This is a genomic window from Burkholderia savannae, from assembly GCF_001524445.2.
Taxonomy (GTDB): domain Bacteria; phylum Pseudomonadota; class Gammaproteobacteria; order Burkholderiales; family Burkholderiaceae; genus Burkholderia; species Burkholderia savannae.
In genome coordinates, this window is record NZ_CP013417.1 from 2,546,442 (window position 1) to 2,558,841 (window position 12,400).

General features: G+C 63.4%; 16 protein-coding genes. 1 reads left to right on the forward strand and 15 read right to left on the reverse strand.

From position 1 onward, the window contains the following. Positions 1-224: 224 nt before the first annotated feature. The 6 genes from WS78_RS12515 to WS78_RS12540 form a co-directional block, all read right to left on the reverse strand. Entirely contained in the window at positions 225-833 is a 609-nt protein-coding gene (locus tag WS78_RS12515; RefSeq protein WP_059575459.1) for an alpha/beta fold hydrolase, read from the reverse strand. Further along, positions 830-1,267: a hypothetical protein gene (locus WS78_RS12520; protein WP_059575457.1), complete on the reverse strand. Its 438-nt coding sequence runs from the start codon at positions 1,265-1,267 to the stop codon at positions 830-832. The genes WS78_RS12515 and WS78_RS12520 overlap by 4 nt, the downstream gene beginning before the upstream one ends. Positions 1,268-1,309: 42 nt before the next feature. Next, the gene (locus WS78_RS12525) at positions 1,310-1,516 is read right to left on the reverse strand and encodes a hypothetical protein (protein WP_059575455.1); all 207 of its coding nucleotides are present in this window, start codon (positions 1,514-1,516) and stop codon (positions 1,310-1,312) included. Positions 1,517-1,519: 3 nt separating this feature from the next. Next, a complete protein-coding gene (locus WS78_RS12530; RefSeq protein ID WP_226377138.1) occupies positions 1,520-2,071 on the reverse strand; it encodes a hypothetical protein in 552 nt (183 codons plus the stop codon). A 61-nt stretch (positions 2,072-2,132) separates the two neighbouring features. Then, positions 2,133-2,750, reverse strand: a complete 618-nt coding sequence (locus WS78_RS12535; RefSeq protein ID WP_059575454.1) for a glycoside hydrolase family 19 protein — start codon at positions 2,748-2,750, stop codon at positions 2,133-2,135. Next, the gene (locus WS78_RS12540; protein WP_156432273.1) at positions 2,747-2,968 is read right to left on the reverse strand and encodes a hypothetical protein; all 222 of its coding nucleotides are present in this window, start codon (positions 2,966-2,968) and stop codon (positions 2,747-2,749) included. The genes WS78_RS12535 and WS78_RS12540 overlap by 4 nt, the downstream gene beginning before the upstream one ends. 112 nt (positions 2,969-3,080) lie before the next feature. On the opposite strand from WS78_RS12540, the gene WS78_RS12545 reads away from it, so the two are divergent. Next, the gene (locus WS78_RS12545) at positions 3,081-3,860 is read left to right on the forward strand and encodes an SGNH/GDSL hydrolase family protein (RefSeq protein ID WP_226377139.1); all 780 of its coding nucleotides are present in this window, start codon (positions 3,081-3,083) and stop codon (positions 3,858-3,860) included. Here WS78_RS12545 and WS78_RS35840 read toward each other — a convergent pair whose 3' ends face one another. Genes WS78_RS35840 through WS78_RS12595 form a run of 9 tightly spaced genes read right to left on the reverse strand, consistent with a single transcriptional unit; the run spans position 3,861 to position 12,400 of the window. Beyond that, positions 3,861-6,374 (reverse strand): beta strand repeat-containing protein, encoded by a 2,514-nt coding sequence (locus WS78_RS35840; RefSeq protein ID WP_156432274.1) that lies wholly within the window; start codon positions 6,372-6,374, stop codon positions 3,861-3,863. Continuing rightward, a complete protein-coding gene (locus WS78_RS37565; RefSeq protein WP_059575447.1) occupies positions 6,374-6,916 on the reverse strand; it encodes a hypothetical protein in 543 nt (180 codons plus the stop codon). The genes WS78_RS35840 and WS78_RS37565 overlap by 1 nt, the downstream gene beginning before the upstream one ends. 12 nt (positions 6,917-6,928) lie before the next feature. After that, positions 6,929-7,138: a hypothetical protein gene (locus WS78_RS12565; RefSeq protein ID WP_059575445.1), complete on the reverse strand. Its 210-nt coding sequence runs from the start codon at positions 7,136-7,138 to the stop codon at positions 6,929-6,931. Then, entirely contained in the window at positions 7,138-8,091 is a 954-nt protein-coding gene (locus WS78_RS12570; RefSeq protein WP_156432275.1) for a hypothetical protein, read from the reverse strand. The genes WS78_RS12565 and WS78_RS12570 overlap by 1 nt, the downstream gene beginning before the upstream one ends. A 16-nt stretch (positions 8,092-8,107) precedes the next feature. Further along, positions 8,108-8,986, reverse strand: a complete 879-nt coding sequence (locus WS78_RS12575) for a hypothetical protein (RefSeq protein WP_226377140.1) — start codon at positions 8,984-8,986, stop codon at positions 8,108-8,110. A gap of 24 nt (positions 8,987-9,010) precedes the next feature. Beyond that, the gene (locus WS78_RS12580; protein ID WP_063889417.1) at positions 9,011-10,426 is read right to left on the reverse strand and encodes a baseplate J/gp47 family protein; all 1,416 of its coding nucleotides are present in this window, start codon (positions 10,424-10,426) and stop codon (positions 9,011-9,013) included. Then, entirely contained in the window at positions 10,423-10,770 is a 348-nt protein-coding gene (locus tag WS78_RS12585) for a hypothetical protein (protein ID WP_059575438.1), read from the reverse strand. The genes WS78_RS12580 and WS78_RS12585 overlap by 4 nt, the downstream gene beginning before the upstream one ends. 12 nt (positions 10,771-10,782) lie before the next feature. Further along, on the reverse strand, positions 10,783-11,436 hold the full coding sequence (locus tag WS78_RS12590) for a hypothetical protein (protein ID WP_059575436.1): 654 nt from the start codon (positions 11,434-11,436) through the stop codon (positions 10,783-10,785). Continuing rightward, positions 11,429-12,400 (reverse strand): hypothetical protein, encoded by a 972-nt coding sequence (locus tag WS78_RS12595; RefSeq protein ID WP_226377141.1) that lies wholly within the window; start codon positions 12,398-12,400, stop codon positions 11,429-11,431. Before WS78_RS12595 ends, WS78_RS12590 begins: the two co-directional genes overlap by 8 nt.

Here is a 12,400-nt window from a genome sequence, read left to right on the forward strand (position 1 = left end):
CCATCGTGCGGCCGCTTGCGCTCGCGGGAACGAAGACGTCCGGCAAACGCTTGCGGTTTCGAGGCGCGGCGGGCGAACTCGGTGCCGCCCAAAGGCGGGATGGTGCCGGGGACCGGAATCTAGAAGCGTGCCGAATCAAATACTTACGGCAGCATGGTGCGGATTTGTAGCAGGGAGAGAAATGCGATGCGCCGGACGCGCGGGAATCGAACCGGCGCGCATCATCATACCGGAACGCCGGATGACGGAACGATGGTCAGCGCCGCGATCACCCGCGCGATCGCATGATCCGTCACGTTCGGAAAAGGAAACGCCGCGCGGCCAATCTGCTGGATTGCGCCGGCGTGATGCCAGTCCGGCGGCAGATCCGGCACGATGTCGTTGCCGTTCTTGTACAGGCTGAGCGATACTTTCGCGAGCAGCGCCGCGACATCGCCGTTCGTACACACCCGCGGCGGCTCGAATCCGTAGACGGCCGCCGGCGGGTTGCCGCCGGCCACCATCGCCGAGGCGGCCATGATCGCGATCGCGGCGCCGAGCGAGTGGCCGACGAGCGTCACCGGCCGGCCGTCGATGGCGGCCAGCACCGGCACGGCGATGGCGCCCCACGCCGCCCAGAAACCGCGATGCACCTGGCCGACGCCGGGCACGTCGACTGGCATCACGTCCAGGTCCGCGCCGACGCTGTCGAGGTTGTCCGTACCCGGGAACGCGACGACCAGCCCGCCGGCCGTCTGCCGCACGATCGCGCGTGAGGCGCTGTCCGCCTTGCCGATGTCCGGCTTCGCGGAATACGCCTCCTGGGCGAGCAGTGCGAACTCTCGCGGGCTCATTTCAGTGGCTCACCCGCGAGCGGCGTCGACGCGGCCGCCGGTGCCGCCGCCGTCAGGAGCTGGTCGATGAGAGCCTGAACCATCGGACCGAACGTCTGGAGCCCGAGCAGGATGGCCTGCTGCTGCGGCAGCGCGGGCACCGCCTGCACGATCGTGATCGCGGCCGGCAGTAGCGAATCGTGGAGCGCTTTCAGGTCGGCGACGTACAGCTGCGCACCGACCTTGCAGATGGCCTGATTGGCCGGCAGGATCGTTTTCGAGATCGTGGCCTGCTGGTCGGCATTCAGCAGCGGCGACGTTGCGAGGATGGCGAGATCGCCGTTGACGATCGTGCAGCCGGTCTGGAACTGCTGTTGGACGGTCGGGAGGGAGTTGCAGGCGACGATGGCGACGGACGCGACGATGCCTGCCGCGAGCAGCATGAGCTTCTTCATGGGGGGATCCTTCGGGTGACGCCGCGGCGCGCGGCGGGAGGGTTACTGCTGGACGGCCTTGGCGGCCGCGCGTGCGACGAGCGCGTTGTAGGCCGCATGCAAGCCGGCGACGATCAGCGTCGCGACGAGCGACGACGCGCTGGTCGGCACGGCGCCGTGGAAGCCGCCGAGCGCCCAGTCGACGGTCGGAATGAGGTCGGTGACGCCGAGCGTGATGCCACCGCTGACGAGGCTGGATTTCATGGGCATGGCTTACTCCTGGTTGTGGTGGATGACTTCGACGTCGGAGAACTGGTAGCCCTCCTTCGCGTACTTCTGTGCTATCCACAGAGGGAACGGCATGGTGTGTAATCCCTCGTCCTTCCCGATGTGGTGCGCCTTGCAAAGCAACATGCCGTTCACGGTCATGTCGTCGACGAACTGGGTCCAATCGGTGAAGCTGGCCCAGTCGAATGCCTTGATGTGCTCGCCCCAGAAACCGGCCTGCGCGTCGAACTTGAAGCGCTCCCAGTCGATCAGCTCGGCGAGCGAGCGCTCAATCGGATGGTGGTGAGCCTCGAGCGGATGGCCGGATTCCTCGGCCGTCGCGTTGCAGATGAAGCAGCGGCCGCCCTCGCGCGCGATCAACTCCTTGCGCGTGCGCTCGAACAGCGCAGTCGTTTTCCGCTCGGCGTGCTCCGGAATGTTGACGGCCACCGAGAGCGTTTCCTTCTCGGTATGCGCGCGCGTCACGTGCGCGAGCCCCTCGGCCGTGCAGTGTTCGCACGGATGCTCGAGCGGCACGTCATGGCTGCATCGGGTCATGTCTGGTTCCAGAAACGAAAAAGCCCGGCGCGCGGCCGGGCGGGATTGTGGTGTGCGCGCATCAGGCGATGCCGAGCGCCTTCTTCGCCGCGCCGTACAGGTAAAGGCGCTGCGAATAGCCGTTCAGACCACCGTTGATCACGCGTGTGATCTGCTGGAATTGGCCGGCGTCGGCCAGTGCATTCAGGCCGTGCGCAGCCCACCACCAGGCAGCCGACGCGGCGGCATTCGCCGGCTCGACGAGCAGGTCGGGCTGCTGCACGAGCGGCAGGCCGAGCGCCACGGCGCACAGCTGGTAGTTGTCGTGGAACGTGATCTGCATCAGGCCGCGGCCGCGATACCGCCAGCCGTCACCGCTCGCCTCGTCACCGTTCCCGTACCGTCCGGCATAGACGCGATTCGCGATGGCCGGCGGCCGCCGCGCGTACTGCTGCGCCTCGGCCTCGGTGAAGTACTTCGGAAACGTCGCGAGCAGCCCCTCCGCGCTGTAGTTCAGGTTCTCGGCGATGGCGGACAGACGCGCGCTCTCGACGCCGACCTGCGCCAGAAACGCGGCCGCGCGCAGCGGCGTGCTGATCTGTTGTGCATCGCAGGCGGCCTGCAGCGGCCCGACCCACTGCGCCGCACGCGCTGGCGCAGCGCCGCACCCGGCGGCGACGATGGCTGCGGTCAGGTTCACTTGAAAAGCACCTCGAGCAGCTTCATCGCATTGGCCGGCCCGACCAGCACCGCAGCGGCGAGGAAGTACAGGATGTATTCGATGCGCTGCATCCGCTTGTCGCCGCGCTGGAGGCGATCCTGGATGCCCGCATAACGCTCCGCGCATACGGCCTCGTGGACCGCGATGCGCTGTTCGTTCTCAGCGATGTCTGCTTGCATATCGTCGTGACTCGTCACAGGTGATCCCCGAATTGAAAAAGCCGCCTCGACGGGCGGCTGGTCATAAAACGCACGTTTTCCCGGGAGGTGTAATATCCCGATCCATGCTTTTTCACTTATTCATTACAAAATGAAAAAAATCGTTGCAGTCGCACTGATGTGTCTGTCGGCCAGCGCATTCGCAGCCGAAGATCAATGCTTCATTCCGAATCCGAAATCGCCGCAAAGCTGCGTCGTAGATGCCGAAGCGCTAAACCGCTCGGTCCTGCAATACGGCGATGATTCGCGACTCTGGAAGGTGTTCAAAAAAGCCGAAGCCGGGAAACCGATCGTCATCGCAGCGATCGGCGGATCGATCACGCAAGGCGCATGGGCGACCTCGCCCGACAAGACCTATGTCGGCCGTGTCTTCGGCTGGTGGCAAGCCACCTTCCCGAAGAGCAAGATGAAACTCATCAACGCCGGTATCGGGCAGACCGATTCGAAGTTCGGGGAAAAGCGACTTCAGCGCGATCTGCTGAAATACAAACCCGATTTCGTCATCACCGAATGGGCGAATAACGACGCAGGCACGCCCGAAATGCGGGCGAGTTACAAGCGAGTCGTCGAGCGCATTCTGGCGGCGCCGAATCACCCCGCCGTGCTGATGCTTTTCACGATGGGCCGGGACTGGTCGAACTCCGAAGATAATCAAATTCCGATCGGACGAGAGTTGAATGTCCCGATGATCGCATTGCGCGAATCGATCATGCCTCTCGAAAAAGCAGGTAAATTCAACCCCGTCGACCGAACAGCCGACCCGGTTCACCCGAATGACCTCGGCCACCAGATCATTGCGCAGCTCGTCGCATATCGCCTGCAGTCCGGACTGAACAACATGCACGATTCGACGCAGGCGAGCGCGAAGTAATCAGCGCACGCGGCGCGCGCGCAAGAACCCGGCGGCGGAAACCGAGCCGCCGCTGAATACCGCTTCGCCGACCAGATAGACTGTCGTCGTGCTCGACACGTTGATGCGCGTGACAGGCGGAATCGCCGTGGCGGCGCCAGTCGCCGTGATCGATCCGCCGCTCTGAAAGTAGTTCCCCAGAGACGGCAGCGTCGCCGACGTCGTATTCACGCCGGCGATCCAGATCGTCGACGTCGCGCCGCTGCCCGACGTATATGTCGCGGCACCAGTCACATCCCAATCCCCGGCAGTCAGGCTGATGCTGGTCAGGTTCTGTGCTGTCCCGCTCGTCGTCATGTTGACGCTCGAGAAGGTCGAATTGACGAATTCGCCCACGCTGCCCGCGTTCGCGTTGTCCGCCGCCGCCGTGCCCTTGATCCCGGCGGTCGTCGATGGCGTGATCAGGCCGCTCGCGCTGAGCGTCGTGAAGCTGCCTGCGGCGGCCGTCGTCTGCCCGATCGCCGTACCATTGAGGCCCGTGCTGGTGATGTTCGCCGCCGTGCCGCCGTTGATGATGAAGTTGTACTGGCCGCCGCTCGGCTCGATGAAATTGAGCACGCCTGCGCTCGGCGAATACATCGCAACCGAGTACGTCGAGGCCGCTGAATACCACGTGAAGCCGGTCATCAACGGCATCGAGATCACATTCGCCTGACGCGTGCCGCCACCGGTATCAAGCGCCCCGTTCCCGATGACAATTCCGTTCTGGAACGTCTGCGGGTTCGGGACGATGTCGATCGCCGTCGTACAGCCACTCAGACCCGCCGTCGTCGATTGCCCTGTACCGCAATCGTAACGATGGGCGACCGTCTGGTTCGTCGCGTTGATGTTGAACGGATCTTCACCAGGCGGCGAACCCCACAGGCTGTTAATGGATTGCTCCATCTGGATATGCGGTCCAAAGCCAGCCGTCGCCGCTGCGAGGTTGTCCTGCAGATAAACGTTCTCAGCGGGATACCCAGTGTTGCCCCAGGAATCCAGGTACAAGAAACTCTGCAGCGGGAACGCAGCAGCCCCGCTCGTCGCGTCGGATGACCGCGCGCCAAGCGTCAGCGCGTAGCCGCCGGTCGGCGGCGATACGATCTGCGCGGCACTCGTAAGGCGGAAGTCCTGTCCAGCCGAAACTTGATTCAGCCATGCAGCCGAATTTCCCTGCGATGCTGAACCAACCTTCAGCGTCTGTGTGCCGACGTCGTTCGCGATCACCGATGATGTCGTACTGTAGCGCTGCTGACCGAATTGCACTGCTACAGCCGTCGAGTTCGTAGCGGTTGCCGGGCAGTTCATAGTGACCGTCGTACCTGAAATTGCGGTCACATAGGCTTTCGAATATGCGGCATTCGGCGTCGAGCATTCGTTGACGAACGACGCGTAGATCCCCATGCCGACCGCGATTCCGGTCGCGCTCGTGACCGTGATGCTCGTCGAGCCGTTTGTCGTCGTGGCAGTCGTGCTGATCGGCGCGACGATGGTCGGGAATACCGACGTACCGATGCTGGTCGGCGTGCCGAGGCCAGTCGTGCCAGTCGAAGAAAGCGTTGTGAATGAACCAGTGCTCGGCGTCACGTTGCCGACAGGGGTACTGTTAATGCCTCCGGCTGTTGACAAACTGCCCGAATCGGTAAGCGTCAGAATAGCAGTGCTATATCCGCTGTTGACTACTTGCAATTGGCCATTCTGCGAACGGATCGATTTGTTCGGTGTGGTCGCACCATTCCCATTCAAGCTGATGTTGGCGCCGTTTCCACCGGTATCCGTTACGACGAGCGTCCCGGTAGAACCTGACGTGGTGGCCGAAAGCGACGTGAACGCGCCGGTGCTTGGCGTTACCGCGCCAATCGGTGACGCGTCGAGGCCGGGCGAAATTGCCACTCTGCCGCCGCTCGCGCCGATGGTCGGATTCCCACCGTTCGAACCCGTGAGTGTGAGATAGCGAGTGGCTCCGGCAGTGTTGGAAACGACGGCCTGGGTGCCACCGCCGGTGTTCATCACGACCGCGCCAGTGCCTTTCGCGTTGGCATTCAGGTTGACGTTTGTGTCGCTACCCTGTGCAGAGATCGTGACACCATTGTTGGTCGGCGCCCCGGTCACTTGAAGATAGTTCACGGCGCCCGGCGTGTCCACGATAGACATTTGTGCGCGCGTAAGACTGCCTGTATAGAACCCGATCCCGTTCGTCCCTTTCGAACTGAGATTCAAGTTGACATTGGCATCGCTACCTGCCGCCGAAACACTAGCACCGTTGCCAGTTATATTGCCCTGCACTTGCACCCAATTGACTGCACTTGCGGTCGTTACTGCGCGCAGCGCTTCAGCACCTGCTGTGCCGCCGAGGCTAACCTGACCAGAAAATACGCCTGCCCCAGCAGTCACCGAACCGCCCGTGACCGTGAGGTTGCTCAACGTCGGCGACGGATACGACTGCGCCAGCGCGACCAGCGGAACAAGAAGAAAGGAAATCAGCAGTTTTTTCATCACGATTTCGAGAGAACCCCGCCGTTGTTCCAGAGGACGCCTGCGCTTGCCGGGAGCGTCGTCGGCAGGCTGTTGAACCATGCGAGGTAGAGCGTGCCGAAGGTCGACGTCGACATGCCCGTGATCGAGCTGTTCACGAACGCGGTAGTCGCGATCTGCGTCGTGTTCGTGCCGGTGGTTGCCGTCGGTGCGGCAGGCGTGCCGGTGAATGTGGGCGATGCGAGTGACGCGAGGCCCGTTGCACATGTGAAGCCCGTCCCGCTCGTATAGGTCAGCGCGTTGCCGGCCGCGCTACACGAAGGCATCGCGAACGCCGTCACGCCGGCCGTTGCCGATGTGACGTTCGCGAGCACGGTATTCGCCGCGATGTTCGCGAGACTGCTGATCGCGATGCCGCCCGGAAATGACGGCGGATTCGTGAACGTCGCGTTCGTGATCGTGGCCGTGCCGTTGACGGTCATGTTGTTGAACGTCGGGCTCGGGTACGTCTGGGCGAGCGCCACCAGCGGCGCGCAGAGCGCCGCGACGAGCAGTCGTTTCATTGTGGGAGACCTTTACGAAATGGCGACGACGCCTGCGTCGTTCCAGAGCTGGCCGGCGGTTGACGGCTTGTCGGTGGGAAGCGATGCCGCGAATGCGGACATCAGTTGGATCAGCGCGGCGAGCGGCATCGTGCATTCCGCCCAGTTGCCGTTCTGCATCTGTTTGATCGTCACCAGCTCGTTGCCGGTGAGCGGTTGCGGGAGTCCGTAGATCCCGCTCATCACGAGTACTCGTAGACGAGGACGATGCCGTTGAAGCCGGTGTTCCCCGCAGTTGCAGCAGCCCCTACGATTGCGACGCCAGCAGCACCCGCGCCCGGGCCGACGCCACCACCCGCAATCGGCGAGCCGCCGCCCGGACCACCGATCGCATTTGCCTGCCCCGACGGACCGAAGGTCGAACCGCCAATGCTCATCGAGCCAGGCTCGCCAGAGACATTCAGGATGTTCCCGCCCGTTGCCGTCGGCGGCGATTGCACACCCGATCCCGGAACGCCGAACACGGTTGATCCATTGGGGCCGAAGCCTTGTGTGCCGAAACCGCCTTGCGCCGTCATCAAAGAGCCGAAAGACGAATTTCCACCGTTGCCGCCGAGGCTGTTACCCACTGCGCCAGCCAGGCCGCCCGCGCCGACGGTGATCAGTTGCGACGATCCGATCGTTGCGGCTACGAACCGACCGACCGCCAGAGCCCCCGAGCAAGCTCCGCCCGAGATCGAAATTTGCGTTGCGCTCGCGGCCGACACGCCGCCCGTACCGCCGCCCGCTGCCTGGCAGGAAGCGATCACGAAGCTCATCCCCGGCGTCGGCGTGTATGTCGTCGAGCCGACCGTCGTGAACGTCTGAATCCCGATCAGCCGCCCCGGGTTGATCGATTGCATCTGCCCCGCCGTCGGCCCACTGAAGGCGAAATCGTTCGTCGACCATGCCTGCGCGGTCGTGCCCTCTTGCCCGCGCAATAGACCGCTGAGCGTCGCGCCCGAGATCGACGTCGCGTAGATGATTTCGAACTGTTGCTGCGTCGCGCGGTCGTTGAGCGTGATGACGAGCGCCGTGCTCGCCGGAATCGATGACGGCAAGTTCGCCGCGCTCGAGAGCGTCAGCGATGTTGCGGTGGACGAGATCGCCCCCGCCAACGTCGTTGCCACATTGTTGGCGAATGTGAAAATGGTCATGGTCGAGTGGTCAGTGCTACGAGATCGCGATCAAGCCGCCGTCGTTCCAGAGCTGGCCCGAGCCGTCGGTGCGCGGCGTCAGCGGGAGATTCCCGCCGCCCAATGCGAGCAGCTCAGGCGGGAAGGTGGTGCCGAAATACAGCGGGGGTGCCGTCGGATCGGGCGTCACGCCAGGGATGACAGAGATCGTTCCGCCGTTCCACCACACCGCGCCCGGCGACAGGCCGACCGGACTCGTCGGATAGTTGAATGGGAACTGCATCGTCAGCAGCCCGTCAGTGTTCGCGAACCGGACGAAATCGAACTGCAGCTGATACTCGAACGGGAACTGGATCGCGCCGTTCGCATAGCAGAGCTGCAACGCCTCGAAGCCGACGCTGTCGAGCGCCGTCACCGTGAAAAGCGTGCCCGCCACCGTGATCGACGGCGGATCGTTCAGCACGGGGTAATCGCTCCCGTTCACGCCATTGATGAACCGCGAGATGCGATTCTTCAGCCACTGCATCGTGAACTGCATGCCGTCGCCGCGGTACAGATGCCACGTCAGCACGCGCTTGTAGATGTCATCGCTCGCGACTGACGTCGTCTCGTTCGTCGAATAGTACTGTGCGTCGTATGCAATGGTGTCGTACGGATTGGCGTTATAGCCGGCCCGCCGCACGGTCGATTGCGTCGCCAGCACGGGACGCCGGATGCCGTACACACCTCTACCGATCCAGTCGAGCAACGCCCCAGTGATGAACGGCGATGTGTACAGGCCGAGGGGCGCCTGGTTGAACCAGTCGAGATACCCCTGCGAGAGGCCGTTGAAGCTATTGACGAACGCCTGCAGCGACGGATCGTCTTCGTATTCCTTGTAGAGGTACGACGGAATGACCTGCTGCAGCGGTTGCATGCCGAATGACTCGATCTGCATGCGTCACCCCTGCGTTACGGTCACGCCCGTCGCCGAGCAGAAAAAGTAGCTTTCCGGGTCCGACGTGATGATGTCCGTGCCGGCCGCCGGCGACACCGGCGTTCCGTTGATCGTCACCGAGAATTCCAACGTCGTGATGTTCGGGCCATCGATCACAGATGACACGGCATCGCGGAACGTCGCCACCATCTCGTTCAGGTTGATCGGCTGACCCGAGAAGATCGAATTGATGTACGCCTGCAGCGCGGGCGCCGCCAGTTGGTTCACCGAGCTACCGGCCGTGAAGTTCGGCAGTGTTGTGTTCCATGTGACCGCGAGCGTCACGACCTGTTGCGGCGGATTGACGAACGGGATGTTGTACGTGTTCGGGTTCTGGAACAGCGACACATTGACGTTGCGCGGATTCGACGAGAACGTCGCGCCACCCGTGTACGTGCCGAATCCGGTACCGTTCGTGCTCGTCGTGATCGACGTGCCCGAGATCGCGGCGACGGTATACGTGCCGTTGAACGCGCTCGGCGTCGCGCCGGTCACGGTGAATGTCTGCCCGACCGTGTAACCGGCCGCCAAGTTCGTCTGGATCACGACCGGATTCGCGTTCGTCATGCCGGTGATGCCGAGCCTCGAACCCTGCAACAGCGCGATGTCGGCGACACCCTGCAGGATCGCCGCGGCGACCGCGTAAGCGTCACCGCCTCCGCATACCACCTGCCAGCCCCCCGTCACTTGGTTGATCGAAATCAAGCGCTGCTGCACGCCGTTGATCTTCCCCAGCAACGTTTTCAGGAATGCCGGAGTTCCGACCGATGCAACCTGTCCGGCCTGAAGAACCCGGCCGCGATAGGTCTGCGGGCTTTCCGCGCTCGTTGCCGCAACGCCGGCGCCCGGATTGTTCACCGAGATCAGCCCGACATACTCGCTCGGCAGAGACGTGACGATCTGGTTGACCGTGTTGGCCGGGATCGCGAACGTACCGTTGTTCGTGGCGACCGCGTAGAGCTGCGCCGACTGGCCGGTCGACTGGATCACGCCGCCGTCCTGCAGCGCGTATTGATTCGATCCGTCGCTCACGACGAATCCGGGCGGCAGCACGTAGCCGGCCGGCCCGCTGAAAACGACATACACGTTTCCGTTCGCACTCGTACCTTGCGGCACGCCGAACTGTGCGCCGAGTTGCGCGAGCACGAAGGCGTTTGCGCCGTATGGCGTCACGCTGTTGACCGCTTCCACGCGCGCCTGATCGATCGTCGTCAGCGCGCCGACATCCGTCGACGCGACATCCTCGATCAGGCTGCCCGGCAGATTGGCCGTGTAATCGGGTACCTCGGCGGCGACATCATTGACCAGGTTCTGCCGCAGCGTGGCCGGATCGGTCGCAACCGGGCCGGCCGCAGTCATGACGAGGGGAATCTGGCTCATATCGCTACGGTCGCGTTCAGAAGCGCGCCGCTATGCGCGACGGCCTGGATGTTGTAGACGGGCGGAAAACTGCCGGGAGCGCGCACGATCGCGAGCGATGCGAAGTACGGCGCGAACTGCTGCTGCGTGACCATCGCGTAATAGTCGGGGAACACCTGCGTGACGACGGTCTGCTGCGCCGGTATTCCGTAATTCGCATAGAACGGCGATTCGCCAAGGTTCAGCTTCAGCACCTGACAAAGGGTCGTCAGATAGACGTTGTCGTTGTAGCCGTTGGCGTCTGTCGTGACGGAGACCCAGCGATACGAGCCGTCCGCGTTGTAGATCCTGCCCCACGTGCGCACGTCGTCGCTCCCTTAATTGATGGGCGGGTCGGTCTGCGTCTTCGACCCGGTGCCCGGGAAGTACCCGTGCGTGTGGTTCTCATAACTGTTGCCGTCGATCGACAGGCCGCTCGCGTCGAGCGTGATCGTGTGGCCGCCGAAGCTCATGACGATTCCGGCGCCCGTCACGGACAGCGAGCCGGATTCGAACGTGAGCGTCACGCCGCTCTGGTTCACGACACACGATGATGTCGGTCCCTGCGTCGTGCGCGCGATCATCCCGTTCGGGCCACACACCTGCGCGGCATTGGAATCGTCGGGCGCAGAACTGGCGTTGCTGACCGGCACGAAGACCAGCGCCGACAGGTTGCCGCGGCGCCGGAAGTCGGCCGTGCCGCCGCCGAGCCCCGAAACACCGCCCAAGTACGCATCGGCCGGCATCGTCACGCCCTTGTCGCCGACCTGCGTCGGCATGCGAACCCACGGGCTTTCGGCCTTCGGGATCCTCACCGGCGGCAACGTCCACGTGCCCTGCATCTCGAACTCGACGGTCACGATCGCGCCTGTGACCTTCGTCACGCGGCACGGCAGCGCATTGCCCGTGTCTTCGATCGCCTTCTGCGCGCGGTCGATTGCCAGCCGATTCAGCGACTTCTGCAGCGGCAACTTTGCGTAGTTGTCAGCCATTGCTCATCACCGCGCAGTTCGCGATCGTCACCCAGGACGCGCCGTCGAGCGCGCGGAAGTTGCCGATGTGTCGCTGCTCGATCACCGAGAACTTGCCCTGGAAGGCGCTTTTGTATTTCAGATTCGATGGCAATGCGGCTGCCGACGTCAGCACAATGTCAGGCGTGTTCTGCAGCCCCTGCGGCATCAGCAGTTCGGTGCCGAGCTGGATATCCGCGCGCATCACGAGCTTGACCTGCATCACGTTCGGCGCGATCCACGTCGGCTGACCGACGAAATCCGTGAAAGCGAGCTGTACCGTGTTCGGTTGATACGTGCTGTCGTAGACGACGATCTGGCCGGCCTGAATCGTGACCTGCACGCCCGCATAATCGGCGCCAAGAAAGTTTCCCTGCGTGATCTCGGAGAGCAGCTGCGCGAGCTGCTCGAGCGTCGAGCACCGATGCACTTCATCGTGCGACTGCACCAGCTTGTCGCTGATGTTGATCAGCGCGGAAAGCGTCGGATAGGCGATCGACAGCGTCTGCTTCAGCGCCTGCGCCAGCGGCATGTTGGCGGTCCAGTTCAGGACGATGTTGCCGGGCTGGTCGAGCGTGTACACCGCCGGGTTCAGCACCAGGTCGAGCGTCATCTCGGTGCCTTCCCAGTTGCCGAAGGACTGCCATATCTGGCCGGCCGCGAGCAGCCCGGCCTGCTTCGGATTAGCGAGCGGCAGGCCGGCCTGCATGCCGCCCTTCATGGACAGGTTCATGCCAGCGAACTGCTGTGCCTGAAGCAGATCCTCGAGCGGGACGCCTTCGATCAGGATCGACTGGCCGCCCATCGGCGTGCCGTACGTCGCGACCGGAATGTCGAATTCAACGTTCAGTGCGCCAGGATCGAACACGCCATTCTGGTGCGATGTCCAGCGTCGGAACGGCTTCGTCCCGCCTTCCGGCGTGATGGTGATGTCGTAGTAGCGCAT

Bases quoted from the DNA above. Each gene is read 5' to 3' on its own strand.
- WS78_RS12520 (WP_059575457.1), bottom strand. From the start codon at position 1,267: ATGAAGAAGCTCATGCTGCTCGCGGCAGGCATCGTCGCGTCCGTCGCC.
- WS78_RS12590 (WP_059575436.1), bottom strand. From the start codon at position 11,436: ATGGCTGACAACTACGCAAAGTTGCCGCTGCAGAAGTCGCTGAATCGG.
- WS78_RS37565 (WP_059575447.1), bottom strand. From the start codon at position 6,916: ATGAAACGACTGCTCGTCGCGGCGCTCTGCGCGCCGCTGGTGGCGCTC.
- WS78_RS12575 (WP_226377140.1), bottom strand. From the start codon at position 8,986: ATGCAACCGCTGCAGCAGGTCATTCCGTCGTACCTCTACAAGGAATAC.
- WS78_RS12565 (WP_059575445.1), bottom strand. From the start codon at position 7,138: ATGAGCGGGATCTACGGACTCCCGCAACCGCTCACCGGCAACGAGCTG.
- WS78_RS35840 (WP_156432274.1), bottom strand. From the start codon at position 6,374: ATGAAAAAACTGCTGATTTCCTTTCTTCTTGTTCCGCTGGTCGCGCTG.
- WS78_RS12595 (WP_226377141.1), bottom strand. From the start codon at position 12,400: ATGCGCTACTACGACATCACCATCACGCCGGAAGGCGGGACGAAGCCG.
- WS78_RS12580 (WP_063889417.1), bottom strand. From the start codon at position 10,426: ATGAGCCAGATTCCCCTCGTCATGACTGCGGCCGGCCCGGTTGCGACC.
- WS78_RS12570 (WP_156432275.1), bottom strand. From the start codon at position 8,091: ATGACCATTTTCACATTCGCCAACAATGTGGCAACGACGTTGGCGGGG.
- WS78_RS12515 (WP_059575459.1), bottom strand. From the start codon at position 833: ATGAGCCCGCGAGAGTTCGCACTGCTCGCCCAGGAGGCGTATTCCGCG.
- WS78_RS12545 (WP_226377139.1), top strand. From the start codon at position 3,081: ATGAAAAAAATCGTTGCAGTCGCACTGATGTGTCTGTCGGCCAGCGCA.
- WS78_RS12530 (WP_226377138.1), bottom strand. From the start codon at position 2,071: ATGACCCGATGCAGCCATGACGTGCCGCTCGAGCATCCGTGCGAACAC.
- WS78_RS12525 (WP_059575455.1), bottom strand. From the start codon at position 1,516: ATGCCCATGAAATCCAGCCTCGTCAGCGGTGGCATCACGCTCGGCGTC.